The 26,367-nt window shown below is 71.3% G+C and carries 25 protein-coding genes and 1 tRNA gene; 13 read left to right on the top strand and 13 right to left on the bottom strand.

Going from position 1 to position 26,367, the window contains the following annotated elements; translation table 11 throughout:
• The coding region (locus tag SM447_RS27995) for a transposase (protein WP_474575880.1) at positions 1-160 on the top strand (160 nt) is incomplete at its 5' end.
• 742 nt (positions 161-902) lie between these two features.
• Here the strand turns inward: SM447_RS27995 and SM447_RS27990 are convergent.
• Both SM447_RS27990 and SM447_RS27985 read right to left on the bottom strand, forming a co-directional pair.
• Positions 903-977 (bottom strand) — tRNA-Val (locus SM447_RS27990).
• Between the two features lie 50 nt (positions 978-1,027).
• A complete protein-coding gene (locus SM447_RS27985; RefSeq protein ID WP_474575879.1) occupies positions 1,028-1,597 on the bottom strand; it encodes a TIGR02611 family protein in 570 nt (189 codons plus the stop codon).
• A 555-nt stretch (positions 1,598-2,152) separates the two neighbouring features.
• Here SM447_RS27985 and SM447_RS27980 point away from each other — a divergent pair.
• On the top strand, positions 2,153-2,584 hold the full coding sequence (locus tag SM447_RS27980) for an SsgA family sporulation/cell division regulator (RefSeq protein WP_007457244.1): 432 nt from the start codon (positions 2,153-2,155) through the stop codon (positions 2,582-2,584).
• Positions 2,585-2,803: 219 nt separating this feature from the next.
• Here SM447_RS27980 and SM447_RS27975 read toward each other — a convergent pair whose 3' ends face one another.
• Complete coding sequence (locus SM447_RS27975) at positions 2,804-3,580, bottom strand: glucose 1-dehydrogenase (protein WP_474575878.1); 777 nt, start codon at positions 3,578-3,580, stop codon at positions 2,804-2,806.
• 226 nt (positions 3,581-3,806) lie between these two features.
• On the opposite strand from SM447_RS27975, the gene SM447_RS27970 reads away from it, so the two are divergent.
• The 3 genes from SM447_RS27970 to SM447_RS27960 all read left to right on the top strand — a co-directional run bounded on the left by SM447_RS27970 (position 3,807) and on the right by SM447_RS27960 (position 5,604).
• Entirely contained in the window at positions 3,807-4,706 is a 900-nt protein-coding gene (locus tag SM447_RS27970; protein ID WP_474575874.1) for a helix-turn-helix transcriptional regulator, read from the top strand.
• 49 nt (positions 4,707-4,755) lie between these two features.
• The gene (locus tag SM447_RS27965; RefSeq protein WP_474575873.1) at positions 4,756-5,211 is read left to right on the top strand and encodes an RrF2 family transcriptional regulator; all 456 of its coding nucleotides are present in this window, start codon (positions 4,756-4,758) and stop codon (positions 5,209-5,211) included.
• A gap of 216 nt (positions 5,212-5,427) precedes the next feature.
• A complete protein-coding gene (locus SM447_RS27960) occupies positions 5,428-5,604 on the top strand; it encodes a DUF4236 domain-containing protein (RefSeq protein ID WP_474575872.1) in 177 nt (58 codons plus the stop codon).
• Between the two features lie 201 nt (positions 5,605-5,805).
• Here the strand turns inward: SM447_RS27960 and SM447_RS27955 are convergent, their stop codons facing one another.
• The gene (locus SM447_RS27955; protein ID WP_474575871.1) at positions 5,806-6,669 is read right to left on the bottom strand and encodes a hypothetical protein; all 864 of its coding nucleotides are present in this window, start codon (positions 6,667-6,669) and stop codon (positions 5,806-5,808) included.
• A 45-nt stretch (positions 6,670-6,714) separates the two neighbouring features.
• Positions 6,715-7,236, bottom strand: coding sequence for a VOC family protein (locus tag SM447_RS27950; protein ID WP_474575870.1), 522 nt, complete (start codon positions 7,234-7,236; stop codon positions 6,715-6,717).
• 48 nt (positions 7,237-7,284) lie between these two features.
• On the opposite strand from SM447_RS27950, the gene SM447_RS27945 reads away from it, so the two are divergent.
• The 3 genes from SM447_RS27945 (at position 7,285) to SM447_RS27935 (ending at position 12,276) form a co-directional block, all read left to right on the top strand.
• Positions 7,285-7,746, top strand: a complete 462-nt coding sequence (locus SM447_RS27945) for a MarR family winged helix-turn-helix transcriptional regulator (protein ID WP_474575877.1) — start codon at positions 7,285-7,287, stop codon at positions 7,744-7,746.
• 68 nt (positions 7,747-7,814) lie between these two features.
• On the top strand, positions 7,815-9,890 hold the full coding sequence (locus tag SM447_RS27940) for a tetratricopeptide repeat protein (RefSeq protein ID WP_474575869.1): 2,076 nt from the start codon (positions 7,815-7,817) through the stop codon (positions 9,888-9,890).
• A gap of 160 nt (positions 9,891-10,050) precedes the next feature.
• Positions 10,051-12,276: a HelD family protein gene (locus SM447_RS27935; RefSeq protein WP_474575876.1), complete on the top strand. Its 2,226-nt coding sequence runs from the start codon at positions 10,051-10,053 to the stop codon at positions 12,274-12,276.
• Between the two features lie 82 nt (positions 12,277-12,358).
• Here the strand turns inward: SM447_RS27935 and SM447_RS27930 are convergent, their stop codons facing one another.
• Positions 12,359-12,760, bottom strand: a complete 402-nt coding sequence (locus SM447_RS27930; RefSeq protein WP_474575868.1) for a hypothetical protein — start codon at positions 12,758-12,760, stop codon at positions 12,359-12,361.
• Positions 12,761-12,932: 172 nt separating this feature from the next.
• On the opposite strand from SM447_RS27930, the gene SM447_RS27925 reads away from it, so the two are divergent.
• Both SM447_RS27925 and SM447_RS27920 read left to right on the top strand, forming a co-directional pair.
• The gene (locus SM447_RS27925) at positions 12,933-14,975 is read left to right on the top strand and encodes a glycerophosphodiester phosphodiesterase family protein (RefSeq protein WP_474575867.1); all 2,043 of its coding nucleotides are present in this window, start codon (positions 12,933-12,935) and stop codon (positions 14,973-14,975) included.
• Between the two features lie 192 nt (positions 14,976-15,167).
• Positions 15,168-15,545, top strand: coding sequence for a hypothetical protein (locus tag SM447_RS27920; protein ID WP_474575866.1), 378 nt, complete (start codon positions 15,168-15,170; stop codon positions 15,543-15,545).
• A gap of 84 nt (positions 15,546-15,629) precedes the next feature.
• Here SM447_RS27920 and SM447_RS27915 read toward each other — a convergent pair whose 3' ends face one another.
• On the bottom strand, positions 15,630-16,679 hold the full coding sequence (locus tag SM447_RS27915) for a sporulation protein (protein ID WP_474575865.1): 1,050 nt from the start codon (positions 16,677-16,679) through the stop codon (positions 15,630-15,632).
• Between the two features lie 205 nt (positions 16,680-16,884).
• Positions 16,885-17,496, bottom strand: a complete 612-nt coding sequence (locus SM447_RS27910; protein ID WP_474575864.1) for a hypothetical protein — start codon at positions 17,494-17,496, stop codon at positions 16,885-16,887.
• A gap of 70 nt (positions 17,497-17,566) precedes the next feature.
• Between SM447_RS27910 and SM447_RS27905 the strand changes: the two genes are divergently transcribed.
• Positions 17,567-18,040 carry a helix-turn-helix domain-containing protein gene (locus SM447_RS27905; protein ID WP_474575863.1) on the top strand — a complete coding sequence of 158 codons (474 nt, stop codon included), beginning with the start codon at positions 17,567-17,569 and terminating at the stop codon, positions 18,038-18,040.
• 53 nt (positions 18,041-18,093) lie between these two features.
• On the opposite strand, the gene SM447_RS27900 is transcribed toward SM447_RS27905, so the two are convergent.
• A complete protein-coding gene (locus SM447_RS27900) occupies positions 18,094-19,464 on the bottom strand; it encodes a cellulase family glycosylhydrolase (protein WP_474575862.1) in 1,371 nt (456 codons plus the stop codon).
• 352 nt (positions 19,465-19,816) lie between these two features.
• On the opposite strand from SM447_RS27900, the gene SM447_RS27895 reads away from it, so the two are divergent.
• Positions 19,817-20,779, top strand: a complete 963-nt coding sequence (locus SM447_RS27895; protein WP_474575861.1) for a TIGR03557 family F420-dependent LLM class oxidoreductase — start codon at positions 19,817-19,819, stop codon at positions 20,777-20,779.
• Complete coding sequence (locus SM447_RS27890) at positions 20,776-21,684, top strand: alpha/beta fold hydrolase (RefSeq protein WP_474575860.1); 909 nt, start codon at positions 20,776-20,778, stop codon at positions 21,682-21,684. The genes SM447_RS27895 and SM447_RS27890 overlap by 4 nt, the downstream gene beginning before the upstream one ends.
• A gap of 118 nt (positions 21,685-21,802) precedes the next feature.
• On the opposite strand, the gene SM447_RS27885 is transcribed toward SM447_RS27890, so the two are convergent.
• The 4 genes from SM447_RS27885 to SM447_RS27870 form a co-directional block, all read right to left on the bottom strand.
• The gene (locus SM447_RS27885; RefSeq protein ID WP_474575859.1) at positions 21,803-22,675 is read right to left on the bottom strand and encodes an endonuclease/exonuclease/phosphatase family protein; all 873 of its coding nucleotides are present in this window, start codon (positions 22,673-22,675) and stop codon (positions 21,803-21,805) included.
• Between the two features lie 7 nt (positions 22,676-22,682).
• On the bottom strand, positions 22,683-24,173 hold the full coding sequence (locus tag SM447_RS27880; protein ID WP_474575858.1) for a phosphatase PAP2 family protein: 1,491 nt from the start codon (positions 24,171-24,173) through the stop codon (positions 22,683-22,685).
• Between the two features lie 99 nt (positions 24,174-24,272).
• Positions 24,273-25,289 carry a YihY/virulence factor BrkB family protein gene (locus SM447_RS27875; RefSeq protein ID WP_474575857.1) on the bottom strand — a complete coding sequence of 339 codons (1,017 nt, stop codon included), beginning with the start codon at positions 25,287-25,289 and terminating at the stop codon, positions 24,273-24,275.
• A 42-nt stretch (positions 25,290-25,331) separates the two neighbouring features.
• On the bottom strand, positions 25,332-26,327 hold the full coding sequence (locus SM447_RS27870; RefSeq protein WP_474575856.1) for a diacylglycerol/lipid kinase family protein: 996 nt from the start codon (positions 26,325-26,327) through the stop codon (positions 25,332-25,334).
• Positions 26,328-26,367 lie beyond the last annotated feature (40 nt).

Genomic DNA, 26,367 nt, shown 5'->3' with positions numbered 1-26,367 from the left:
CGGCCTCGGCCTGGACCGCGACGCCGTCAACGCCGCCCTGACCCACCCCTTCCACAACGGCGGCACCGAAGGCGTCAACACCAAAACCAAACTGATCAAGCGACAGATGTACGGACGAGCGGGCTTCGCTCTCCTGCGCCATCGAATCCTGCTCGGCTGACCAGCACCCTCCATCACCACCGAATGTGAGACGGAGCCGAATGTGAGACAGAGCCGTTGGCCGAGACAGGCCCCCCAAACTGATGCGTAGTTCGGGTTGGTGTCGTGGTCCCGGTAGACGAGGGTTTTGAGGCTGATGCCCCAGCCGCGTTTGAGTCCGAAGTCGAGCCAGGGGACAGTTCGTCGGCCAGGAGCATGCTGAGGGCGAGGACCTCAGGAGCGAACGCGATGGCCTCGCGTTCCAGGATCTGCTGCCGGGCTCGGCGTCGTGATGCAGGGTAGGTGTCCGAGTTCGTGTGCGGCTCCATCAGCGAGCAGGCCTTATCGGTCTTGGCGGGTTGCGGAAGACGAAGGGCCGTTGGCCGCACCAGCGAGAGAAGTCGTCGACCCGTTCGAAGACCTCGGGTGGTTGCCGGCATTGCCATCGGGTGCCAGGCGCTGCGAGCACTCGGCGGTGGCGTCCCGACCTCCAATGTGGGACGAGGTCGACAGTGCCTGTATGGCAATGGCGGGCAGAAGATCTCCACGACGCCACCGGTTCAAGGACCGACCCGTCCAGGCTTTCGGGTTTCCCAATCTGTTATTGACGATCTCACCAGCGACCGCGCGCTCGTCGGCCGCCGGAGTGGCGGGCTGGGGGCCCGGCCGGCGTCATCGCCAGCCTGCTCCCAATTTAAGGGGTCACAGCCAAGAAGCTCGTTACCGACCCTTCCGGCAACGAGCTTCTCAGCTGCAGATATAGATGGTGGGCGATACTGGGATCGAACCAGTGACCTCTTCGGTGTGAACGAAGCGCTCTCCCGCTGAGCTAATCGCCCTCAGCGCGGACGACTCTACCCGATCCAGCGGTCGGCCCGCGAACCCGGGGTCAGTGCGTCGCGAGGTAGCGCAAAACCTGGGCGATCACGTCGATGCCGAGGCTGTACTTGATCGACATCAGCGCGACGGTGCCGACGAAGACGATGCCGACCGAGCCGATCACCAGGCGTACGGGCAGTGACTGCTTCTTCACCCAGGCCGTCCAGCCGTGCACGTGGCGGCGGGTGAAGGCGAGCAGCCGCCGGGCCCAGTGGAACTCCACGGCCCAGATGCCGAGCCCGGCGATCACCAGCAGCCAGCCCGGCCCGGGTAGCGGGATGAGCACGATGCCGAGGGAGACCACGAGGGCACCGAGCACCCCGAAGATGATTTTGAGTGCGATGCGGCCGGTGGGATTGGCCCGGATCAGTGCGAGGGTGGTGGACAACCGCTGCCGCCAGCGCGCCGGGTCGCGTCGCTCGGACACGGCGACACCACCCCCCTCACGCCCTGCGCCTCCGGTCATCTCCCCTCGATGCCCCCTCCCGGTCGATCTACCCCGATTCCCCCCGGCGTAGCCCCGTCCGTTGCGCCCGGCCCGACCGCCGGTCACCGGGCCACGGTCGCCCGCGGGGACCAGGTCCGCCACCGGACCACGGTCACCCGTCGCGATCAGGTCCGCAACCTGGCCACGGTCCCCGACGGTGATCCGGTCGGTCGCGACACCACGGTCGGCTGCCGGTACCCGGTCAACCATCGCGCCGCGTTCACTCACCCGACCGCGATCGGTCCCTGACCGACCGTGCCGGTTCCTCCGCTTCTTCGGCACCCCGTACCCCCGCTGTTCGGCTGCGCGGACCGCGACGTTCGACGGGCCCCGCGCGGTCACCGGATCCACTGAGGATCGCTTCCGCGACCATTTCACGCCCAAGTGTGGCGCGGGCCCGTCACTGCAACGGCCGACTGGACGTTACCGGAGTAAGTCGACGACTCAACAAACCCGATGCCGGGCGGGATGAACCCACTGGGCAGAATCGGAAATCCTACATGAATTTTCACGTTCACGAGGCATCTCCGACCCCCTTCCCACCACTGGGTGAAGTCAGCGTATGGCGGAGCGTAGCCAGGAGTAGCGGCTGAGTATGGGAAAAGCGGGACACGCGCGTTCCGCAGCGGTGCCGGGGGGAGAACGTTCATGAGTGTCATCCGACCGACGACCGTAGAGGTCGAGACGTCGCTAAGGCTCGTCGCACCTGACGCCACCGCTTTGCCGGTGCGCGCCAGTCTGCGCTACGACCCTGCTGACCCGTATGCGGTCCATGTCCTGTTCCACGCCGAATCGGCCGGCGGCGAGGCGGTGAGTTGGTCCTTCGCCCGCGAACTGCTGGTGACCGGGCTGGACGAACCGGCGGGCATCGGGGACGTACGGGTCTGGCCCTGGGCCACCCCGCGCGGCGACTTCGTCGCGCTGGCGCTGTCGTCGCCGGACGGCAACGCCCTGTTCGAGGTGCCGCGCAGCGTGCTGGTGCGCTTCCTGCGGCGGACCTACGTCGTCGTTCCGCGCGGCCGCGAGGCCGAGCACCTGGACGTCGACACCGCGGTGAACCGGCTGCTGGCCGGTCGCTGACAGACGAGAACCCGGGCCGCGCGGATCTGCCGAGTCCGCGCGGCCCACCCAACCCCCACTCCCCACCCACCCCACATTTCCCGCGTCGATCTTGCACTTGTGGTCTCCGTTGTGCGGCTTTGGCGCCTTATGCACCGACAGAAACTGCAAGATCGCGGGAGACAGGGCGAGGGCGCGGGAGGGCAAGGGCGCGGGACGGCAGGGCGCGGGCGGGGAGGGTCAGCCGTGGGTGGTGATGCCGCCGTCCACGGGGATGACCGCGCCGGTGAGGTAGGCGCCGGCTCGTGACGCGAGGTAGATGGCGGTGCCGGCCATGTCCTCGGGGCGGCCGATGCGGCCGAGCGGGACCTGGGCCTCGATGGCCGACCGGGAACCGGGGTCATCGAGCGCGAACGCCATCATCTTGCTCTCGAACGGACCGGGCGCGATCGCGTTGACGGTGATCCGCTCGCCGGCCAGCTGGTGGGCCAGGCTGCGGGTCAGCATGTGCACCGCCGCCTTGGTCGCCGAGTACGCGTACACCTCCATGAACGGCACCCGGATGCCGTCGATGGAACCAATGTTGATCACGCGAGCGGGGTCGTCGTGGCTCGCGGCGGCGCGCAGCGTCGGCAGCAGCGCGGTGGTCAGCCGGAACACGGCCTTCACGTTGACCGCCCACAGCTTGTCGAACGCGCTCTCCGGATAGCTCTCCAGCGGCGCGCCCCAGGTGGCACCGGCGTTGTTGACCAGCACATCCAACGTGTCGACCCGGTCCTGTACGGCGGCGGCGAGCTGCTGCGCACCCTCGTCGTGGCTCAGGTCCGCGGGGATCGCCTCGCAGCGGCCGTGCGCGGCCAGCTCCTTGGCCACCGCCTCGCAGACGTCGGCCTTGCGGGACGAGATGATGACGTGCGCCCCGGCCGCGACGAAGCCCCGGGCGATCATCAGGCCGATGCCCCGCGAACCGCCGGTGACCAGGACGGTCTTGCCGTCGACGGAGAACAGGTCCTTCATGCTCATCCCCTCGCGGTACCCGGCCTGGGGCGGCCGGTGTCGGGGCCGCCGCCACGGACCGTTCGGGCGCCACGACGACCAGGTCACTACCGATCAGTAACCTAATCGCCCCGCCACACCGGGAACAACCCCACCGGCCGGATTCCGTGCCACCGGCGTCGGCCGACCGCAGAACCTGGGCGGCGAAGGATGCGGCCGGGCCGGTCCCGGGCTAACGTCGCAGGTGATGGTCCCTTCCGGTCACCTCGTCACGGCTCCGCCCCATGCTGCCGCCGGCCCCGTCGAGATCGACACGGTCACACTCGGCGACCTCGCAGCCGACGCTGGGTGGCGACGACCGGTGCTGCTGGACCGCGAACTGATCGTGTTGACCACGGGCGGTCACGGGCTCGCCGAGGTGGATTTCCGCGCCCTGCCGTGCCGGCCCGGCACGCTGCTGCGGGTCCGTCCCGGTCAGGTGCTGCGCTGCGCCCTGCCCCAGTTGGACGCCACGGTGGTCCGCTGGCACCCGGAGGCGCTGCACGGTCTCGACATCGATGCCGACGACGTGCCGCTCTGGGTCCAACTCGCCGGCGAGGACGAGGACGCGATCATCAACGAGGTCAGCCAGTTGACCGTGGACGCCCACCGGCACCGGGACACCCCGGCCGCCCGCAGCCTGTTGCGTCATCAACTGACCGTGCTGCTGCTGCGGTTGAGCATGCTGCCGTCCTCGGCGGGGCGGACATCCCGCCCGGAGGAGGACACCTTCCGGCGGCTGTGCCGGGAGGTGGAGCGGGGCTACCAGGACACCCGCCGGGTCGAGGACTACGCCGACCGGTTGGGCTGCTCGGTGCGTACCCTCACCCGGGCCTGTCTGGCGATCACCGGACGCAGCGCCAAGCAGGTGGTGGACGAACGGGTCGCGCTCCAGGCCAGCCGGCTGCTGGCCGCCACCGACGAGCCGATCGCCCGGATCGGGCGGCAACTCGGCTTCACCGAGCCGACCAACTTCGGGCGGTTCTTCACCCGCGAGGTCGGGATGAGCCCGGGGGCGTTCCGGGCCGCCCGCGAACGGCCCGCGCCGGCACCGATGGTGCGACCCCGCCCACCCGTCGACGCGCGAGCCGAGTCCCACCGGGTGTGACGGCGCCGCCGGACGGTCCCGGGGGCCGCGCATTCGGCATGATGGCAGGGTGCAGATCTCCGCGCGTGGCGACTACGCGGTACGGGCGGCGCTGAGCCTCGCCGCCGCGTACCCGTCGCTGCTGTCCACCCAGGCCGTCTCGGCGGAGCAGGACATGCCCCGCAAGTTCCTGGAGGCGGTCCTCGCCGATCTGCGTCGGGCCGGCATCGTCCGGGCCCAGCGTGGCGCGGAGGGCGGTTACGCCCTGGCGCGTCCGCCCCGCGAGGTGACCGTCGGCGCGGTGCTGCGGGCGGTGGAAGGTCCGTTGGCCGGCGTCCGTGGCCAGCGTCCGGAGGAGACACGGTACGAAGGGGTGGCCGCGCACCTGCCGGAGTTCTGGGTGGCCGTACGGGCCGCCCTGCGGCGGGTGGTCGACGAGGTGAGCCTCGCCGACCTGGTCAACGGTCGACTGCCCGCCCACGTCCGGCGGCTGACCACCCTGCCCGACGCGTGGGAACCCCGCTGACGTCCACCCCACCCTGCACACCGAACCGGCCCGGTCCGAGGGCTTCCCCGGTCAGGCTTCGGACCTTCGACCGTTCCGGGTGGACGCTGCCCTTGGACGGAGGGCGCATCTCCGCGCCGAAACCTGCCGTCGTGCCACGGAATCGGCCTGGTTTGCCGAATCAGCGCAACGGGCATCTTCGAGCCCGCACGGGGAAGCATCGAAGGGAGGCCCACGATGGGTGTGATGTTGCGCAAGCGCAAGAAGTTCGGGCCGCTGATTCTGCACTTCACGCAGAACGGCTTCTCGTCCTGGAGCATCAAGCTCGGTCGGTGGTCCTGGAACTCGCGGGCCCGGGCGCACCGCGTCGACCTGCCGGGGCCGCTGCACTGGAAGCAGGACAAGTCCGCCTGAGTGCCTGACGTTCAGCGGGGCGCCGCCGGCATCCCCCGACGCCCCGCTGAACGTCCGGCACGGCGGGACGACCGGCATGGTCATGCTCGGTCCAGGATCGAGTGGCTTCGGACAGCCCGGATGCCACTCGGTCCTGGTTCAAGCGTGACGCGTTTCAGCGGCCCGGATCGCCGACGCGGCGGACCGGCCGGGGAGCGGCGGTCAGGCGCCCGACGGGACCGGTGTGATCAGCACGTCGCCGCCGAGCCGGCCGTCCGGCGGTGTCCGGGTCACCTGGCCGGCGTCGAGCAGCGCGGTCAGGGCTCGTACCGCGTCCGCCGCCCGGTAGGCCGTGACGGTGACGGCGTGACGCCGTAGTTCGGTGACCGTGCGCGGACCCTGCCGGGTCAGCTCGCCGAGCAGGACGCGGCCCAGCGGTTCCGGATCCACCGGGGGCGCGGTCGACAGCGGTGCGCCGTCCGGGTCACGGAACCGCGACCCGGACGCCCAGAGGGTCTCCTTGATGGTCTCCAGGCTGCGGTCCGATCCGGTGCCGAAGCCGATCCGCCGGTCGGTGTCGACCAGCTCAACCTCGGTGGCCAGCGGAAACCCGGCGTCGGCGAGTGCGGGTCGCAGGGGTGTGCCCGCACCGGCGACCACGAGCGCCTCGGCGGCCCGGCCGGCAGCGGCGGCGGTCAGCGCCACCGGGTCGGGCAGGTCACCGGCCTCCAGGTAGGACAGCACCGGCGCGCCCGCGGCACCAGCCGCCCGCAGCGCCACCGGCAGCCGGCTCGGTGGGCCGGGCATCAGATGTACGGCGACCTCCGGCGGCAGCCCCGCTTCGGCGGCGCCGAGCCGGGCCGGCAGCTCTTCGGTCCCCTCGGCGAGCACCAGCACGGTGAGTCGGCAACCGCGCTGGCGGTTGGCGTGCTCGCCGGCCAGCCGGAGGGTCCGCTCGGCCAGGGTGGGGTCGCTGCCGTCGTACCCGAGGGCGACGGCGGCCCGCCGTGCCCGGCGCAGCGCGGCCGGCACCCAGGTGTCCAGGTGTCGGAGGAACGTTTCGTGCCCGGTGGCGTCGGTCGGCATCCTGCCGTTCTACCCCAACGGCCGGGTGGGCCGGCGACGCCGGGCTCAGGCCGGCACGGAAATGCCGACCCCGCCCCGGGTGTCCCCGCCGTAGCGGCTGATCTCGGCGGCCAGGTCGAGGCGGCCGATCCTGGTCCGGGCGGCGAGGGCGGCGTCGTCCAGCCGATCGGCGGGCACCAGCCAGACCACCTCGAACTCCAGCCCGTCCGGGTCCTGACCGTAGAGGCTCTTCGTGGTGCCGTGGTCGGAGGTGCCGACGAGCGCGCCGGCCGCGGTCAGCCGCCGGGCGGTGGCGGCCAGTTCGTCGAGCGTGTCGACCTCCCAGGCCAGGTGGTACAGGCCGACGGTGGCGCGGCCGGCCGTCGAGCGCCCGGCGGTCGCGCCGATCTCGAACAGGCCGAGGTCGTGGTCGTTGGTGGAGCCCGGCGCCTGGAGGAAAGCGGCGCCCCGGAACCCCTCCGGGGTCATCGGTACCCGGCGGAAGCCCAGCACGTCGCGGTAGAACGCGACGCTGCGGTCGAGATCACTGACGTAGAGGACGGCGTGGTTGAGGCGATGGATTCCCATGCCTCGAGGCTAGCGCGAGTTAGTTGAGGGTTCAACTAACGCCGTATGATGTCGGTCATGACCCGCTGGCTCGACCCCGACGAACAACGCACCTGGCGCGCGTTCCTGACCGCCTCCCGGGCACTGATGGACACGCTCGACCGCAAGCTGCAACGCGACGCCGGCATGCCGCACGCCTACTACGAGATCCTGGTGCGCCTCTCCGAAGCGCCCGAACGTCGGCTGCGGATGAGCGAACTGGCGGAGGCCAGCGGCTCCTCCCGGAGCCGGCTCTCGCACGCGGTGGCCCGTCTGGAGGCCGCCGGCTGGGTCCGTCGCGAGGACTGCCCGACCGACCGGCGCGGCCAGATCGCCCACCTCACCGACGAGGGTTTCGCCGCGCTGGCCGCCGCCGCACCCGGCCACGTCGAGGGGGTACGCCGGCACCTGTTCGACGCTCTCAGCCCGACCCAGGTGGAGCAGCTACGCCGGATCAGTGAGGTGCTGACCGACCATCTGAGGCAGGCGTGACCGGATCCTGACCGAACCACTCCGGCGCGGGTCTTGTACTAAACGTCGTCGGATGAGCACGATGGGGCGTGCCCTCCGGCTTCGGTGAACTGACTGATCAGGCGCACGACCTGGTCTCCGCCGGCGATCTCGCTGGCGCCCAACGGCTGCTCGCCGACGCGCTGACCGGCGCCGACCCGCGCCCGGCCAACGCCACGCCCGAGATGGCCGAGGCGGCCAGCCTGCACGCCCGAGTACTGGTCGCGCTCGGCGAGCCGCACTCGGCACGGGGCTGGGCCGCCTACGCGTACGCCGCCAGCACGCGGCTGCACGGCCGCTCCGACCCGCGTACGGTCGCCGCCGCGGCCACCCTGGCGGCGGTGCTGCACCGGGTGGGCAGTTGGTCGCGGGCGGCACGGCTGTACCAGGAAGTGATCATCGAGCTGACCGCGTCGGACGGACCGGAGTCGCTGCGGGTGCTCGCCGCCCACGCCGACCTGGCCACCGTCGAGTACGCCCGGGGCCAGTGCCAGGTCGCCCGGGACCGGCTCCAGGACGCCTGGGAGCTGCACCGCGAGGTCTACGGTGACGGGCACCCGAGCGGAATCAAGATGCTGGCTCGACTCGGGTCGATGCAGCGCGACTGCGGACAGTTCGCCGAGGCGCACGACAACCTGGCCCTGGCCCGCGAGCTGGCCCGGCAGCACCTTCCCTCGGACGATCCGCTGGCCGGCCAGGTGGCGGCGCTGGCCCGCGCCGCGGCCAACCCGGCGCACGTCTGCGCCGACAACCCGCCGGTCAGCGCGGAGGAACCGGTCGTACCCGCCGCCCGCACCCCGCCGCCCGACCGGACCCCACCCGCGCCGACCTGGCCGCACCCACGCCTGCCCGACGACGGTGCTCCTGCGGCACCACCACCGCCAGTCGGGCCGTCGGTCGGCACGGGTGCGGCACCGGTCGGCTGGCCGGTCGATGGTGGCGCAGACGCGGTCGCATCCGGCCCGGCGTCGGAGGCGTCCCAGCCTCCCGCGTGGACTCCGGCATCGGAGGCGGAGCATCCACCACCCGACGATCCGGCCGCGCCCTCCTGGGCGACGGACGGCGAGCCGGATCCCTCCTGGACGACGCCGACCGACGACGGGACCGTCCCGTCCTGGACGACGTCGACCGACGACGAGACCGCCCCGCCCTGGGCGGCGACGCCGAGCGATCCCGGAACGATCTGGCCGGCCACGGCGGGCAATGAGTCGAGCGCCGCCGCTACGCCGGGCGGGTGGACGACGGACGGGGAGCCGTCGTGGGCGACGACGTCGGCAGAGGACGAGCCGTGGCGGACGGCCCACCACGCCGCCGCGGAGGAGCATCCGGCAGAGGGCTACCACCCGAGCCACGGGTACCCGCCGGCCGGTCAGCCGCCAGCGGGTACGGCGTCGCCGGTGCCCACGCCACGGCAACCGGTCGACGGCCCGGCCGGGCCACCCGACGACTGGTGGGTCGAGCCGGAGGGTGAGCAGCCGGGCCCGAGTCCGTACCCCGAGGCACCCCCCGCCAGCGGGCCCGTACCGCCGAGCGTGATCGGGTTGACCGGCGCGCCGCAGGCTCCCGGCGTGTACCGGCTGCGCCGGGTCGAGCCGGAACGCCCCGGGCCTCCCTCCCCCCTGCTGCCGGTGCCGGTACGCCGTACCGCCGTGCCGCCGCCCGGCCGGCCGAACCGGCTGGTGCCGATCGTCGCGGCCGGAGTGCTCGTGGTGCTGCTCGGTGCCGCGGCGGTCATCGCCGGGGTGTCGCGGGTCGACGGCGGGGACCCGGCGCCACCGGCGGCGAGCGGCGATCCGAGTGGCCCGGCAACTCCGGCAGCCACGCCCACGGCCGACGACGCTCCCTCCGTCTCCCCCGTTGCCCCACCGACCGACCTGTCGCTGCGCGACAACCGGGACAGCGTGACGTTGCGCTGGACGTACCCGGCCGGGGCGGAGGGACCGGTGATCGTCTCGGGCGGTCGGACCGGCCAGCCGCAGAACGCCTTCGCGGATCTGCCCGCCGGCAGCGACAGCTTCGTCGTCTACGGTCTCAACCGCAGCCTCGACTACTGCTTCACGGTCGCGGTCGCCTGGTCCACCGACACCGTGGCCCGCTCCGGTGAGGTCTGCACCGAGCGCCGCTGACGTCCGAGCGCGCTATCTTTGGCAGTTCAGGCACAAAAAAGAACGGCTCCATAAAGCCGTTCTGAATGCGAATTCTAGCCAATCGGGAGACGGATTGTCAAGGCACTCCGGCGGTTCGCCGTCCGACGACGAGATCGGCCGCGAGCAGGAGTACGTCTCGATGCTCTATCAGCGCCTCGACGACCTGCGTGACCAGGCGGCGACCCGGCTGACCGAGGAACTGCGGTCGACCGGCGGCACGCTGCAGGCCCGCTCGCAGCGCGACAGCTCGGTACGCATGTACGCCGACCAGGTCGAGCAGTTCGCGGCGGTGGAGAACGGCCTCTGCTTCGGCCGGCTGGACACCGACAGCGGCGAGCGGCACTACATCGGCCGGATCGGCATCTTCGACACCGACGGCGACTACGAGCCACTGCTGATGGACTGGCGGGCGCCGGCCGCTCGCGCGTTCTACCTCGCCACCGCCGCCAACCCGCAGGGCATCCGGCGTCGCCGGCATCTGCGTACCCGGCAACGCAAGGTGGTCGGCCTCAACGACGAGGTGCTCGATCTGGCCACCGCCTCCCCCACCGCGCACGAGGAGCTGACCGGTGAGGCGTCGCTGCTGGCCGCCCTGAACGCCGGGCGGACCGGCCGGATGCGCGACATCGTGGAGACCATCCAGGCCGAACAGGACCGGATCATCCGAGCCGACCTGCCGGGCGTGCTGGTGGTGCAGGGCGGGCCGGGGACCGGCAAGACCGCGGTGGCCCTGCACCGGGCCGCGTACCTGCTCTACACCCACCGGCGGGAGCTGTCGACCAGAGGGGTGCTGCTGGTCGGCCCGAACGTGACGTTCCTGCGCTACATCTCGCAGGTGCTGCCCGCCCTGGCCGAGACGGGCGTGCTGCTGCGTACCCAGGGTGATCTCTTCCCGGGCGTGAGTGCCCACCGGCCCGAGCCCGCCGCCACCGCCGCCCTGAAGGGCCACCTGGCGATGGTCGAGGTGCTGGCGAACGCCGTACGCGATCGGCAGCGGGTGCCCGACGAGCCGGTGGAGATCGAGCTGCCGCAGCGGGAGGTCCTCGTGTTGGACCCGGCGACCGTGCACGCGGCGCGCGAGCGGGCCCGGCGCAGCGGCCGGCCGCACAACCTGGCCCGCGCCGTCTTCGACATCGAGATCATCCATGCGCTCGCCGACCAGGTCGCCGAACGCATCGGCGCCGACCCGCTGGGCGGGGAGAACCTGCTCGAAGAGGCCGACCGCGCCGAGATCCGCCGCGAGCTGCGCGAGGAGCCGGAGGTCCAGGCCACGCTGGACGAGTTGTGGCCGCTGCTCACGCCGCAGCGGCTGCTCGCCGACCTGTACGCCTCGACCGACCGGATCGACGCCGCCGCGCCGATGCTCACCGACGTGGAGCGGGCCGCGCTGCACCGCGAGCCGGGCGGCTGGACACCGGCGGACGTGCCGCTGCTGGACGAGGCGGCGGAACTGCTCGGCGAGGACGACCGGGCCGCCGCCGCCCGGCGGGAACGGATCCGCGCCCTGCAACGCGAGTACGCCGAGGGCGTCCTGGAGATCGCCCGGGGTTCGCGCTCGATCGACGTGGAGGATGAGGCCGAGGGCGGCGAGATCCTCGGCGTGACCGATCTGCTCGACGCGGACCGGCTGCTGGAGCGGCAGGAGGAGGCGGACCGGCTCACCACGGCGCAGCGCGCGGCGGCGGACCGTGGCTGGGCGTTCGGTCACGTCATCGTCGACGAGGCGCAGGAACTGTCGCCGATGGCGTGGCGGCTGCTGATGCGCCGCTGCCCGAGCCGTTCGATGACCATCGTGGGTGACGTGGCGCAGACCGGGGCGCTGGCCGGCACGCCGTCGTGGGCGCAGGCCCTGGCGCCGTACGTGGCGGACCGGTGGCGGCTGGCCGAGCTGACCGTCAGCTACCGCACCCCCGCCGAGATCATGGAGGTGGCCGCGGGCGTGCTGGCGCAGATCGATCCGGCGCTGCGCCCGCCCCGCGCCGTACGCTCCAGCGGGGTCGCGCCGGTCCTGCGGGACGTGCCGGCGCGGCGGCTGGCGGCGGAGCTGGTCGAGGTGGCCACCGCCGAGGCGGCCGGACTGACCGACGGGCGGCTCGGCGTGATCGTTCCGGCCGGCCGGGTCGACGACCTCGGTACGGCACTGACGGCGGCCCTGCCCGAGGCGGCCGTCGGCGAACAGCCGGACCTGGAGAGCCGGGTGGTGGTGCTCACCGTCGCCGAGGCCAAGGGACTCGAATTCGACTCGGTGATCGTGGTCGATCCCGACCACATCGTCGCCGAGTCCCCCCGCGGCCGCAGCGACCTCTACGTGGCCCTCACCAGAGCCACCCAACGCCTGACCACCCTCACGCCCACCCACCCCTGACCCAGGTTGATCATGAGGTTGGCGGCGATCTCGATCTCTGACGTTGCCGCCAACCTCATGATCAACGACGCTCCTGGGTGGGTTACTCGAAGCTGCCCAGGTGGGTGGCGGGGGTGGACTGGTCGCTGGTGGTGCCGCCGGCCGGGGTGCTCATGCCGCCGGTGGTGGCGTCGCCGGTCGTCGTCGGGGCGACCTTGCCCCGGTGGCGCTCCGGCTGGCGGGCCACCCGTCGTACGCTGGCCGGTCCGGCGGTGCCGCCGGTCGTGGTGATCGCGCCCTGACCACGCGTCGGCCCGCCGTCACGCAGCACGTTCGGGTCGATCGGCGCGTCCGCCGGATCGTCCGGGTCCGCACGCTGCAACTCACTCTCCACGTCGGTCGGCGGCACGGTCACCTCGTCCAGGGCACCTTCGCCGTACACGCCGCCGGTGATCCGCTCCTCGGCCCGGCGGGCGGCGTCCTGTCGCATGTCGTCCTCACGCACGATCCATCACCTCGCAGAAGGGTCGGTCTCGGTGCGTGCCCGGTGACCGGCGCGGCAAACCCGCACCGCCGGTTCACCGGACCGTCGTGCCGCGTCTGCCTGCCCGCCGTGCCGGCTGCCGATGCTGTGCAGCGGATTCGGCGGGAGATCCCCGCGGAAGGGAGAGGACAGCGTGCGCACCGTACGCCGTACCGCCGTCGCGGCCCTGGCTGCGACGATCGTGACGACCATGCTGGCGGCACCCGCCGCGGCACGACCGCGACCAGACCGGGACTTCGACCTGCAGGCCCACCGCGGTGGGCTCGGGCTGCGGGTGGAGAGCACCCTCGCATCGTTCGGCAACGCCCTCCAGCTCGGGGTGAGCACCCTGGAACTGGACGTCCAGATCACCGAGGACGGACGGGCCGTGGTCACCCACGACCGGCGGGTCAGTGCCACGAAGTGCACCGACACCGCTCCGGCCGTCCCGGGTGACCCCGAGTTCCCGTACGTCGGGAAGTACGTCAACACGCTGACCCTGGCGCAGGTACGCACCCTCGACTGCGGTTCGCGCACGCTGCCGGACCGGCCGGGGCAGCAGGCCGTGCCGGACGCCCGGATGCCGCTGCTGAGCGAGGTGTTCGCCCTGGTCAAGCGGTACCGGGCGGACGACGTGACGCTCAACATCGAGACCAAGGTGGAGGCCGGCGCGCCGAGTGAGACCGCGCCACGGGAACAGTTCGTCCAGGTCACCGCGAAGGAGATCCGGGCCGCCGGGCTGCTGCGGCAGGTGACCGTCCAGAGCTTCGACTGGGGCGCGCTCAAGCGGATGCGTCAGGTCGAGCCGCGCCTGCCACTGGTGGCGCTGACCAACTACGACTTCCTCCAGGTCGGGCAACCCGGCGCGTCACCGTGGCTGGGCGGGCTGGACATCGACGACTTCGGCGGGGACCCGATCCGGGCGGTCCGCAGCCTCGGCGTCACCGCGTTCTCGCCCGTGCACGGCTTCCCGCAGAACGGCACCGTCTCCGACCCCGGCTACCGGCCGTACGTGACCCGGGAGATGGTGACCCACGCGCACCGCAACGGGATCAAGGTCGTCCCGTGGACGGTGAACGACGTACCGACCATGGCGAAGCTGATCGACGACGGGGTGGACGGCATCATCACCGACTACCCGGACCGGCTGCGGGACCTGCTCAAGCAGCGCGGCCACCGGCTGCCCCGGGCGTACGCCTCGCCGTTCGACATCCAGGCACACCGCGGCGGCCGGGCCACCCGGCCGGAGAACACCCTGCCCGCCTTCGCCAACGCCCTGGCGAACCCGGCGATCTCCACCCTGGAACTGGACACCGGCGTGACCTCCGACGGCCGGCTGGTCGTACTGCACGACCGCACCGTCAACGGCTCGCACTGCATCGACACCGCACCGGTCCGGCCACGCGACCCGCAGTTCCCGTACGTGGGCAAGCTGGTGCACCGGCTGAGCCTCGCACAGCTCAAGACCCTTGACTGCGGTACCCGGACCGCCGCCGACATGCCTGCCCAGGTGCCCGTCCCGGGTGCCCGGATCCCCACACTGGAGGAGGTCTTCGCGCTGGTGAGGGCCAGCGGCCGCACGGACGTCCGGTTCAACATCGAGACGAAGATCAGCCCGTTGGTCGACGACACGGAGCCGTACCGGAGCTTCACCCGCAAGCTGGTCACCGCCGTCCAGCGCGCCGGCCTCACCAGCCGCGTCACCATCCAGTCGTTCGACTGGCGCACCATCACCTACGCCCGGCAGCTGGACCGGCGGATCGAGACGGTGGCGCTGGTCTGGCAGTACGGCCCGACGGAGTGCGCCGGGCTGGCCGACGAGTGTTCGCTGCGGGCGGTGTACGGCGACCCGTCGGTGAAGAGCCCCTGGACCGCCGGGCTGGACTGGTGGAAGTACCGGGACCTGGGCCGCCTCACCCGGGCGGCCGGCGCCGTCACCGTCTCGGCGAACTGGCAGGTGCACGACCCGACGCAGGGTTCCGTCGCCCACCCGGACTGGTACCTGCGGCAGGACCGGACGTACTTCCACGGACCGGACGTACGCACCCTGCAGTCCCGGTACGGCCTGAAGGTGATCCCGTACACCGTCAACGACGCCGGGATCATGCAGCGGGTCATCGACCTCGGGGTCGACGGCATCATCACCGACGACCCGGACCTGCTGGTCGACGTGGCCATCCGCAACGGCCTCCGCTGAGCCTTTCGTGGGCGGCGGCGTGCGGCGCCGCCCACGAAATGGCGAGAATCCCGGCCCTGACGTGCGTTACTGCTCCCCGGGCGGGGGGTAGACCCGGGGTGCCCCCGCCAAGTACGCGAACCGTGCCGTGGCCGACACGCGGTAGCGGGGCGAGGGTCGCAGGTTACGACTCATCAATCCTGAGGAGGACAGATGAGCACGCAGGCTGCATCCACCAGGCCGATGAACCGCCCGGCGCAGGACGCGCAGAACCGCTCGTCCATGCAGGAGGCACCCACCCGTCCGATGCCGATGATGCAGGACGGACACCGGCAGCCGATGCCGGGAGTGGGTACGGAGACCAAGCAGTCGTTCCTGACGACGGAGTTCTGGATCTACGCGGCTGCCGTCACCGCCGTGGTCATCGCCGCCTTCTGGCGTGGTACCACCGCGTACGGGCTGAACCTGAACAACCCCGGCCAGGCGTGGTTCTTCATCACCCTGCTGACTCTCGGTTACCTGGGTAGCCGTGGTCTGGCGAAGGCCGGTAGCCCGAAGCGCTCGGGCGAGGAGCGTAAGCGGGGACGGTGACCCCGGGGTGGGCGGGACCGAACCGCCCGCGTCCGCACGGTGGCCCTTCGGGAGCAGATCCCGAAGGGCCACCGTTGCGTGTGTCTAGAACTCCTCGAAGCCGCCGAAGTCGCCGCCACCGAAGTCGCCGCCGAAGTCACCGGCGGCCTCGGCCACCTCCTCCTCGGCACCCTCGAAGGCGTTACCGATCATGTGACCGGCGAGCATGCCACCGGCTGCGCCCAGCGCCGCGCCGGCCACGACACCACCCATGCCGACGCCACCACGACGCTGCTGCGGGTGGCCGAACTTGTTCGGCGCGCCGTAGCCCTGCGGGCCGAACCCGGGCGCGCCGTAGCCCTGCGGGCCGAACGCCTGGGCGCGCAACGCACCGAAGCGGCCGATCGTCTCCTGCAACCAGCCGTCGACCACCTGCACCCAGTCGGAGCGCTCCGCGTCGGCGTGCGACACCTGGTAGCGCCCGAAGACGTCGTGCCCGGGAGTCAGGAACCCGCCGCGCTTGTCGCACTCCAGCACCACGTCCACGCCGTGCGGGTTGGTGACGAAGGTGAGTTCGAGTTCGTTCACGGTCTGCGCGTACTGCGGCGCGGCGAAGAACTCGATCTCCTGGTAGAAGGGCAACGTCTGCTGGACGCCGTGGATGCGGTCACGCTCCAGGTCGGCCGACTTGAACCGGAAACCGAGCTGGAGGAACGCCTCCAGGATCCGCTCGTGCACCGGCAGCGGATGCACGTTGACCTGGTCGAGGTCGCCCTTGTCCACCGCGCGGGCGATGGCCAGTTCGGTACGCAGCCCCAGGGTCATCCCCGGCAGTCGCTGACCGTAGACGTCGGTGATCGGGGTCTCCCACGGCACCGCGATCTGGAACGGGATGGAGAGCGTCTGCTTCGGGGCGAGCTGGAACTGACCGCTGACCGCCTGTCGGTGGAGCTCCATGACGCCGGCCTGCTCACCGACCTCCACCCGGGTGACCAGCCCGACGACGATCTGCTCGATGTCCGCCGCGGCTTCCCCGCCGAGCAGGTTGACCTGGCCGTCGAGGGTCAGCCCGGGCCGGGTGTTCGGGTTGGTCAGGACGGTGTCCACACTGGGACCGCCCACGCCCAACGCGCTCAACATCTTCTTGAAGACCATTGGTACTCCTGCGGGGTCTGATGCCCGAACTCCATTGTGGGAGCGGACGCGGACCAGCGCACGCTATCGAGCGGGCCTGTGAGATCGCTGAAAAGCCTGCCCGTCGATCCGGCAGGGTGGAGCCGGGTCCGATACGCGTGCCGTATCCGGACCCGGCTCCGATGCCGCCGGCCGTCGGCCCGGCCCGGCGAGAAGCGCTGTCAGATCAGGGGCGACGAATCGTCTTGGTGTTCGGGTAGGCGTACGGGCACTGGCTTGACGATCCGGTGCCGACGACGACATAGCCGGCTGGCACCGGCGATACCGAGCAGACAACGGTGGTTCCGGAGGTCGCCGGGACCCGGATGGTCCAGGTGTTCGGCCAGGCGTACGGGCACTGCGTGGAACTGCCTTCCGCGATGATGACGAACCCGTCCGGCAACGGCCCGGCCTTGCAGACCACGGTCGTTCCGCTGGTGGATGGAATACGGATCGTCATCGTGTTCGGCCAGGCATAGGGGCACTGGGTGGAGTTTCCCTCACTGAGCATCACGTAGCCGGCCGGAATGGTCGACACCTTGCAGACCGTGGTGGTGCCGGTGGTGGACGGCGTGGTGATGATCCAGGTGTTCGGGTAGGCGTACGGGCAGGAGCTGGAGGAGCCCTCGGCGATGATCACGTAACCGGCCGGCACTCCGGAGCTCTTGCAGATGGTCGTGGTCGCCGCGCTGGCCGGCGACGAGGCCGCCAGGTTGACGCCGATTGCCGCGGCGAGCACCACCAGCATGGTCACCACCGCCCGCAGCCGCACCTGACCCGTCTGACGCAACAAATGCACTGAGTCCTCCATCTGTCAAGACTTGCATCGCTTTTCCGGGAGTCGGCCGCCGCGGCTTGACGCAATCACAATGATGCAAGTTAATGCTCACATGAAGTCAAGATCTGGTGGGCGATCGATGACTATCGGCGAGTTGGCCGGCAGGTTCGGGCTGGCTCCACACGTACTGCGACACTGGGAGTCGGTGGGTCTGCTCGTGCCCTGTCGACGGGCCAACGGGCGCCGGTATTACCAGCGGAAACACGTGGACCAGGTCGGCATGATCCTGCTCGGCAAGGAGGCCGGCTTCAGCCTGGGTCAACTGCGGACACTTCTGGTCAACCGGGGCGACGCGACGGCGCGGCGACAACTGCTGGCGGAACAGCAAAGCGTGCTACGGCGACGAATGCGCGACACGCGAGCGTCACTGGCAATTGTTTCCCACGCCCTGGACTGCGACCATCCGGACTTCACCGAATGTGCCGAACTGGTGAAATGCGTGAACAAGGTCATTGACCCGGCCGTGACCTCTCCTATTTCTCGCGGATCAGACAGTTCCGACTGACGACGAGCGGTGGCCGGGCCCGTGCGGGCCCGGCCACCATGAGGGGTACGAGGTCAGCTCGCGGTGCAGGTGATCGCGGGTACCGGGTTGGTGCCGTTCCAGCTGCCGAGGAAGCCGAAGTTCGTGCTGGCTCCGGCGCCGAGCCGGCCGTTGTAGTCGACGTTGCGGGCGGTCACGCTGGACCCGCTGCTGGTGACCGTGGCGTTCCAGGACTGGGTCACCGTCTGGCCGTTGCCGAACGTCCAGCGCACCGTCCAGCCGTTGATGGCGGTACTGCCTGCGGTCACCCGGACGTCGGCCTGGAAACCACCCTGCCACTGGCCGGTGACCGAGTAGGTCGCCGAGCAACCGGCGGCCGGCGGCGGGGTCGACGTCGGCGTGGGAGTGGGAGTCGGCGTCGGGGTGCGCGTCGGCGTCGGGGTCGGGGTCGGGGAGCTGCCGCCGTAGACGCTGGCCTCGCGGGCGGTCTGCCGGATGCCGTTGGTGCCGTTGAACAACCGCTGGCCCCAGCTGGTCAGCTGGTTCGGGTCGAAGCTGGTGGCCATGTCGAGGTACTCGACGCCACCGCTGTTGCCGCTCCACGACCAGCCCAGCCAGCCGATGCCGTTGGCCTGGGTGTAGGAGAGGATGGCGTCCTCGTCGGGGTCACCGTCGGAGTGGTAGTGCCCGAACTCGCCGACCACGATGGGCAGTCCACAGCTACGGAACCGGCCCAGGTAGTCGCTGATCTCCGCGGCGGTGTCGAAGACGCCGTACATGTGGATGGAGAAGACCGTGTTGCGGGCCGGGTCGGCGTTGAACACCGTGGGGGCGTTGTCCCGCATGGTGAAGGACCAGTCCTGGCCCCAGTTCGGCCCGTCGACCATGATCGTGTGAGTGAGGCCGCCGTTGCGCAGCCGACGGATCGCGTTGGAGGTGTCGGTGGCCCAGGAGGAGTAGTTCTGGTTGCCGTACGGCTCGTTGCCGATGTTGACGATGACGTACGCTTCCTGGCCGTTGAGCGCGCTGGCGATGCTCAGCCAGTAGTCGACCGCGCGGTCCAGGGTGATCGCACCGCTCTGCTCGCCGTACCCGGTGGTGTCGTGCACCTCCAGCACGCAGATCAGCCGGTTCGTCTTGCACAGCTGGATCACGTTGGACACGTCGGCGGCGCTGTTGCGGGTCCACCGGTCGCCGCTGGAGAGCACCACCCGCACCGAGTTGGCGCCGAGGGCCTTGACGTTGGCGAAGGAACTGGTCTGGTTCGTGTACCAGGTGTGCGCGTGGTTGACCCCGCGCATGATGAACTCGTTGCCGTTGGCGTCGTAGAGCCGACCGTTGCTGACCGTGAAGCCGGCGGCGGCGTGCGCCGTGGGTCCGAAGGCGAACACTGCGGCGACGGTCGCCAGCAGCACGGCACCGGCGGCCGCGAACAGTTTTCTCATGCATTCCTCGCAAGAGGTGGCGCCCCCGTGCCCAGGGGGTGCGGTGAGTGGCAGATGCGCGGCTACAGCCCGACAGCCGCGGTTCGGGGCCCGGCGAGGCAGACATCAGCGTATGCCGATGAAACGGCTAAAGCAACCGGTTCAGTACGCCGGCCGCCCGTGACGACCCCAGGAGACACGAGCCGTCACGGGGGTGGACATCCCCACCACAGGATGCGCACCACGCCGGGATTCTGAACCGGTTCAGACAACGGTAGGCAGGCGGCCGGCGCACCGTCAAGCGTCAGGCAGGGTTGACCGTTCCGGGCCGGGGTATCCGGAATGATCCGCCCCGGCCCGGAAGGAGACGTCAATGGTCAGCGTCGGCTACACCCTGATGTGCGAGCAGGCAGGTCCGAAGGAACTCGTCGACTACGCCGTGCGTGCCGAGGCGGCCGGTTTCGACCAGCTCGTCATGTCCGACCACTACTACCCGTGGCTGGAGTCGCAGGGGCACTCGCCGTACGCCTGGTCCGTGCTGGGCGCGGTCGCGCACGCCACCTCCCGCGCGGAGCTGATGTCCTTCGTAACCTGCCCGATCCGCCGCTACCACCCGGCCGTGGTGGCGCAGAAGGCGGCAACGCTCGGGGTGCTCTCCGACGGTCGGTTCACCCTCGGCCTCGGTGCCGGGGAGAACCTCAACGAGCACGTCGTGGGCGGGTGGCCGCACGTGCAGCAGCGGCACGAGATGTTCGAGGAGGCGTTGCAGATCATCCGTCCGCTGCTCAACGGGGAGACGCTGACCTTCTCCGGCAACCACTTCGACGTGCCCGACGCGTACCTGTGGGACCGTCCCGACACGCCCGTGCCGATGGCGGTGGCCGCCTCCGGCCGGCAGTCGGCGACCCTGGCCGCCGAGTACGCCGACGCGATGGTCGCCACCGATCCGGAGCCCCACCTGGTCGAGATGTACGAGCAGGCCGGCGGTGCCGGACGTCCCCGGTACGGACAGGTGGCCATCTGTTACGGACCGGACGAGGCCGAGTGCCGCAAGATCGCTCACGACCAGTTCCGTTGGTTCGGGCTGGGCTGGAAGGTCAACACCGACCTGCCCGACACCGACGCCTTCGCGGCGGCCACCCGCAGCGTCCGCGAGGAGGACGTGGCGGCCGAGATCTCCTGCGGCCCCGACGTGGACAAGCACGTGGCGGCGTTCAAGAAGTTCGTCGACGCCGGCTTCACCCACGTGGCACTGATCCAGATCGGTGGCGAGAGCCAGCCGATGTTCCTGGACTGGGCGCAGGAGCAGTTGCTCCCCCGACTGCGCGAGCTGTGATCCGTCGACGGTCGCGGGCGGGCGGACGGCCCGCGACGCCCGCCGCCCGCACCGTACGCCGTCCCGCCGTCGACCGCCCCGGCCGCGCCTGGCTCCGCCTGGCGTTGTCCGCCCCGGCGGACGCGGCCGGCCTGACCAGTGACTGGCGCACGGTCGACGGTCTGCGCACCCACGTGCGTCGCGGCGTCCGGGAGGACCGACCGAACCCGCCGGTGCTGCTGGTGCACGGGCTGGCCGTCTCCCACCGCTACCTGACCCCGCTGGCGGCCACGCTGGCCGACACCCATCCGGTGTACGCCCCGGACCTGCCCGGGTTCGGGCTCACCGCCCGCCCGCCACGTGCCTACGACGCGCACCGGCACGCCGACCACCTGGCGGCGCTGCTGGCCGCGTACCGGCTGCCCCCGGTCTGCGTGCTGGGCCACTCGTTCGGCGCGGAGGTCGCCGCCGCCCTCGCCGTACGCCACCCGGACGCGGTGTGCGCCGTGGTCCTGGCCGGGCCGACGAGTGATCCGGAGGCCCGCAGCCGGCGTGCCCAGATGGGCCGGTGGCTGGTGACCAGCACCCGGGAGGCGCTCTGGCAGGCCCCGATCCTGCTCCGTGACGTGGTGGACGCCCGCCCATGGCGGGTCTGGGCCACCCTGTCGCACTCGGTCCGGAACCGGATCGAGGACGACCTCACCCGGATCACCGTGCCCACCATGGTGATCGCTGGCGCACGCGACACCGTCGTACCGGCGGCGTGGCGGACCCGGGCCGCCCGACTGGTGCCCGGCCCCGGGGTGGTCCCCGGTGCCGGGGTGGTGTCCGTGCCGGGCGCGGCACACAACATCGCCACGACCGCACCACGGCAGGTCGCGGAGACCGTCCGCCGCCTGATCGGTACGAGCGTCCCGACGAGTTGACGGAGAGTTGAGCCCATGCGTATCGGCAACACGGAGATCCGCCCCGCCGGCGGCGGTGTCGGCTGCCTCCTGATGATCCTCTTCTCGATCGTCGCCTCGATCGTCCTGACCGTCCTGCTCAACCTGCTCCTTTGACCCGCTCGCCCCCGCCCTTGGCGACCAAGACGTTTTGGTCCGCGGACTCGGCGTGTCGGGCCGAAAGCTCTTGATCAACTGGGCGGGGCGGGGTCAGGACGAACTCCGCGAGGAGCGGGTAGTGGTCGGAGGCGTAGTCGGTGTCGCCGTCTCGGACGACGCGCACCTGGACGAGGTGCGCGGCCAGCGCGGGGGTGGCGAGCAGGTAGTCCAGGCGCATGTCGGCGAACTCCGCCCCACCGTGGGCGGTGGGCACCGTCGCTCCGGCGGCCACTCCGAGATCGATCAGGCCGCTGGCGAGCAGGCGGGCCACCGCGCGGGTCTCCACCGTCCGCCCGTCGCGGCGCAGGTGCCGCCGACGGTACGCGGACGGTAGCCGGCCCACCCGGTCGGTGTGCTCGGCGTACGGGTCGAGGGTGTTCAGGTCACCGGCGAGCAGCGCCAGGTCGTCGCGGGTTCGGCGCAGCGCAGCGGCGGCCCACCCGGCCTCGACCAGCCGACGCGTCCCCGAGTACGGGTCGAGGTGGGTGCCGACCACCGTGAGCGGACCGGCGTCGGTGCCCACCACCACGCGTTGAGCCGCGTGGTGGAACGGCCGGCGGACCGGCGCGGCGGCCAGCACCGGCCACGACGGGCCCACCAGCACCGCTACCGGTTGCCCCAGCCAGGAACGGGCCAGGTACGGCCGCAGCCCGACGTCGGCGGCGAAGCCCACCACGTCGAGCCCGCGCAGCTCCTGCACGGCGAGCACGTCCGGGCGCTGCCGCGCGACCACCCGCGCCACCAGCTCTCGGCGGTCGGGACCGTCATGGTCCCGACCGCCGGTGCGGATGTTCCAGGTCATCACCCGCAGCACGGTCGACTCAGCCCGGCCCGCCGGCCCGGGCCAGCTCGTCGTCGAGGGTGTCCACGTCCTCCGACTCGATGGCCGGCTGGTTGCCCTGATGGACGTCCTCGTTGGGACGGATCACCCAGTAGAGCAGGCCGATCCAGGCCGTGGCGAGGATGATCGCGCCCATGAAGTCGGTGGGGTGGTGCATGCCCCGGTACATCCGGGAGACCGCCACCCCGACCGGCATGATCACCGCCGCGGCCACGAAGAGCCAGCGCCACCAACGGTCCGTACGCGGCAGGACGATCACGGCGATGGCGATCCACACGCAGAGGGTGGCCGCGATGTGGCCCGACGGGAACGACGACGTCGGCATCGGACCGTCCAGGTTCTCCACCGGCGGACGCGGCCGGTCGACCGCCGCCGCGGCGGCGAGGAAGAGGGTCAGCTCACCGAACATGGTCAACGCGACGAACAGCACCGGTCGCCAGCGCCGCCAGATCGCCAGCACCAGGGGGCAGAAGACCAACGAGATCGCCATGATGGCGTGGGTGTCACCGGCCTTGCTCCACCACCAGCTCAACCCGTCGAGGAAGGGCGTGCCGCGCTCGGCGAACCAGGCCGGCACCGCCTCGTCCAGCCGGGCGAGGAACGTGTCGTCGGCGTAGTAGCTGACGAACATGCCGAAGCCGTAGAGAGCGCCGAAGACCAGCACCCAACCCACCACGATCTCGGCGACGCCGGCCCGCGCGTGCGGCAACAGCTTCTTCTCGTCCGGTGCGGGGGCCACCTCGTGGGCGGCCTCCGGCTCCAGCCCTTCGATCAGCGGCGACGCCGGCCGGCCCCGCTCCAACCGCCACAACCGGAAGGCGTACGCGGTGACCCCCAGCCAGGCCGCGCCGAGCAGCCAGGCCCCGATCACATCGGAGAGGAAGTGCACGCCGAGCGCGACCCGGGTGAACCCGATCAGGAAGACGACGGTGCCGACCAGGACCGTCGCCGGCCGACGCCAGCGCGAACCCATCGCCGGCAGGAACACCAGCAGCAGCGCGCCGTAGGCCACCATCGACCCGAGGGCGTGGCCGCTCGGGAAGCTCTGTCCCGCGTACGCGCCGATCGGCACGTCCACCTCGGGACGCAACCGGTCCACCAACGTCTTGAGCGACGGGTCGAGAATCAGCGCGCCCGCGCCGGTGACGATCAGAAAGACCGCGAGGCGGCCCTGCCGGCGGATCAGCAGACCGACCACGGCAACGGTCACCAGCCAGACAATGACCGCGCGGCCACCGAGGTCGGTGATGGCGTTGAGCACCGTCACCAGCGGCCCGATCGGCGAAACCCGGTCGTTGAGCCACTGCGCCACGCCGTGGTCCACGTCGTACAGCGGCGTCCACCGCACGCGGACCAGCACCAGCAGCAACCCGAAGCCGACCCCGGCACCGAGCACGAGCGCCAGACCGGCGAGCGTACGTTCGGTGAAGTGCCCGAGGGGTCGTCGCAGTACGTCCCTGACCGCGCCCACGGCAGCCTCCTTCGCTTCTGGCGTGGCGCAGTACCCGGTGCGCCGCTCCGGTACACCCACCGGCACGGCGGCCCGGGCGCGCCGTGGCGCGGCGGTCTCTCAGAGCGCGGTCATCTCGCCGGTGTCGTGCAGGGCGGCGCGTTGCGTGTCGGGCTCCCACAGGTCCGGTTTGGCCGGCTCCTGCACGCCGATGCGCACCGCCTCCAGTTGCGCCGCGAAGGACAGACCGCCGAACAACGCCATCCCGGTGAGGTTCGCCCAGAGCAGCAGCGCCATGATCCCGGCCAGCGCACCGTAGGTCTGCCCGAAGTCCTCGCTGAACCGCACGTAGCCGGCGAGGAACAGGCTGGCCAGCCACCACAGTGCGGTGGCGATGCCGGCGCCGAACAGCAGCCAGGACAGACCGGGCTGACGGCGTCGGGGCGCGTGCCGGAACAGCACCGCGACGGCGAGCACCGTCAGTGCGAGGCTGAGCGGCCAGCGCACCACGTCCCACACCGTGCTGGCGACGTCACCCCAGGCGTAGTGACGTTCCACCGAGTCGCCCATCGGCCCACCGCCGACCAGGATCAGGAACCCGGCGAGCGCCGGTAGACCGGCGGTGACGGCGAGCACGGCCGCACGCCGGTACTTGCGCAGGGCCGGGCGGTCCCGTTCGACGCCGTAGATGCGGTTGGCTCCCCGCTCGATTTGCGCCATCGTGCTGGTCAGCGCCACCAGCCCGGTGATCAGGCCGAGGGTGAGCGCCACCTCGCCGATCTCCTCGACCCGCTCGGCGCCCACCTCGTCGTCCTCACCGAGCAGTTCGGCGACCACCTGTTCACTGGCACCGGGGGTCAACGCCAGCACCGTGTCGGCGACCACCTCGCCGCCCTCGGCCACCCCCAGCTCGGAAATCAACCCGGTGAGAGCGATCAGGAAGGGCACCACGGCGAGGCAGAGCTGGAACGCGAACGCCCGGGAGTGACTGAACCCGTCGCCGTAGCGGAACCGGGTGAAGGCGTCGCGCAGCAGGTGCCAACCGCCCTCCCGGCGCAGCGTCTGCCACGCGTGATCGGCGCAGAGCTGCTCATCGGACATCAGCCGGGTCTCCGGCACGATCCTGGTGCTGCTCACCGGACCGCCCACCCTCCGCTCGCCACCGCGGGGCTCGCCAGCTCACTCCTCGCGCTCACCTCGGCCCTCCTCGACCAGGCGCTCACCCCGCTCGGCGGCGGCTGCCGCGTCCTCGGCCAGGTCGGGTGCCCGTTCCGGTAGCGGCACGCACAGCCACAACGCCCGACGCCGGATCTGCACCCGAAGGACCCGGCCCGGTTCGATCAGGTCGCCGTCCAGCTCCCGAGGTTGCGTCCGGTTGCTGGTTATCTCCACTCGGCGGGCGCGGTACACCTCCATCCGCGGCACCCGGCCACGCCGGCGCAGCACCCCCCACCCGAGCGAGAGCCAGTGCCGCAGGGTGCGCGGCGTGAGCACGGCGACATCGAGGTACCCGTCGTCGGGCTCCGCCTCGGTCAGCAGGGTCACCCCGCCCTGGAGCCGGCCGACGTTGGCCACCAGCACCGAACGGGCGCGGCGGCGCAGCGGCGGCTGGTCGTCCAGCCGGATCGACACCCGCATCGGCCGGTCCCGCAGGTGTCGCGCGGCGCCCACCACGTACGCCGGCCAGCCGATCCGCCGCTTGGTCGTCTCGCTGGTGGCGGCGAGCATCTGGGCGTCGAAACCCATGCCGGCCATCACCGCGAAGTGCTGCCCGTCCACCTCACCCACGTCGAGCAGGCGTCGCCCACGCTCGACCGCGACCGCCAGGCCGGCGGCCAGGTCGTTGGAGAGCCCAAGATTGGCCGCGAGCAGGTTGCCGGTGCCCTGCGGCAGCACGGCGAGCGCCACCTCGGTGCCGACCAGAGCGTCGACGCAGGCCATCACGGTGCCGTCACCGCCGCAGGCGAAGACCAGATCGACCCCGGCGGCGAGGGCCTGCCCGGTCTGGCCCCGGCCGGGATCGTCCGCGGTGGTCTCGAACCACAGCGGCTCGGGCCAGCCCGCCGCGGCGAGCGTGTCACCGACGGTACGGCGCAACGCGTCGGAATCGCCCACCTTGACCGGGTTGACCACGACCGCGCTGCGTAGCGGCCCTTCGTGCCGTCCAGGTTCCACCGCGTCAGTGTGCAGCACGGTGCCGCGCCGGGCGACCCGG

This window comes from Micromonospora aridisoli, from assembly GCF_056150025.1.
The sequence above is the reverse complement of the archived record's forward strand: the minus strand, read 5'-3'. Positions and strand labels throughout refer to the sequence as shown.

Bases quoted from the DNA above. Each gene is read 5' to 3' on its own strand.
- SM447_RS27970 (WP_474575874.1), top strand. From the start codon at position 3,807: ATGGTCCCTTCCGGTCACCTCGTCACGGCTCCGCCCCATGCTGCCGCC.
- SM447_RS27920 (WP_474575866.1), top strand. From the start codon at position 15,168: ATGAGCACGCAGGCTGCATCCACCAGGCCGATGAACCGCCCGGCGCAG.
- SM447_RS27960 (WP_474575872.1), top strand. From the start codon at position 5,428: ATGGGTGTGATGTTGCGCAAGCGCAAGAAGTTCGGGCCGCTGATTCTG.
- SM447_RS27935 (WP_474575876.1), top strand. From the start codon at position 10,051: ATGCTCTATCAGCGCCTCGACGACCTGCGTGACCAGGCGGCGACCCGG.
- SM447_RS27915 (WP_474575865.1), bottom strand. From the start codon at position 16,679: ATGGTCTTCAAGAAGATGTTGAGCGCGTTGGGCGTGGGCGGTCCCAGT.
- SM447_RS27895 (WP_474575861.1), top strand. From the start codon at position 19,817: ATGGTCAGCGTCGGCTACACCCTGATGTGCGAGCAGGCAGGTCCGAAG.
- SM447_RS27975 (WP_474575878.1), bottom strand. From the start codon at position 3,580: ATGAAGGACCTGTTCTCCGTCGACGGCAAGACCGTCCTGGTCACCGGC.
- SM447_RS27955 (WP_474575871.1), bottom strand. From the start codon at position 6,669: ATGCCGACCGACGCCACCGGGCACGAAACGTTCCTCCGACACCTGGAC.
- SM447_RS27950 (WP_474575870.1), bottom strand. From the start codon at position 7,236: ATGGGAATCCATCGCCTCAACCACGCCGTCCTCTACGTCAGTGATCTC.
- SM447_RS27945 (WP_474575877.1), top strand. From the start codon at position 7,285: ATGTCGGTCATGACCCGCTGGCTCGACCCCGACGAACAACGCACCTGG.
- SM447_RS27900 (WP_474575862.1), bottom strand. From the start codon at position 19,464: ATGAGAAAACTGTTCGCGGCCGCCGGTGCCGTGCTGCTGGCGACCGTC.
- SM447_RS27905 (WP_474575863.1), top strand. From the start codon at position 17,567: ATGATGCAAGTTAATGCTCACATGAAGTCAAGATCTGGTGGGCGATCG.
- SM447_RS27980 (WP_007457244.1), top strand. From the start codon at position 2,153: ATGAGTGTCATCCGACCGACGACCGTAGAGGTCGAGACGTCGCTAAGG.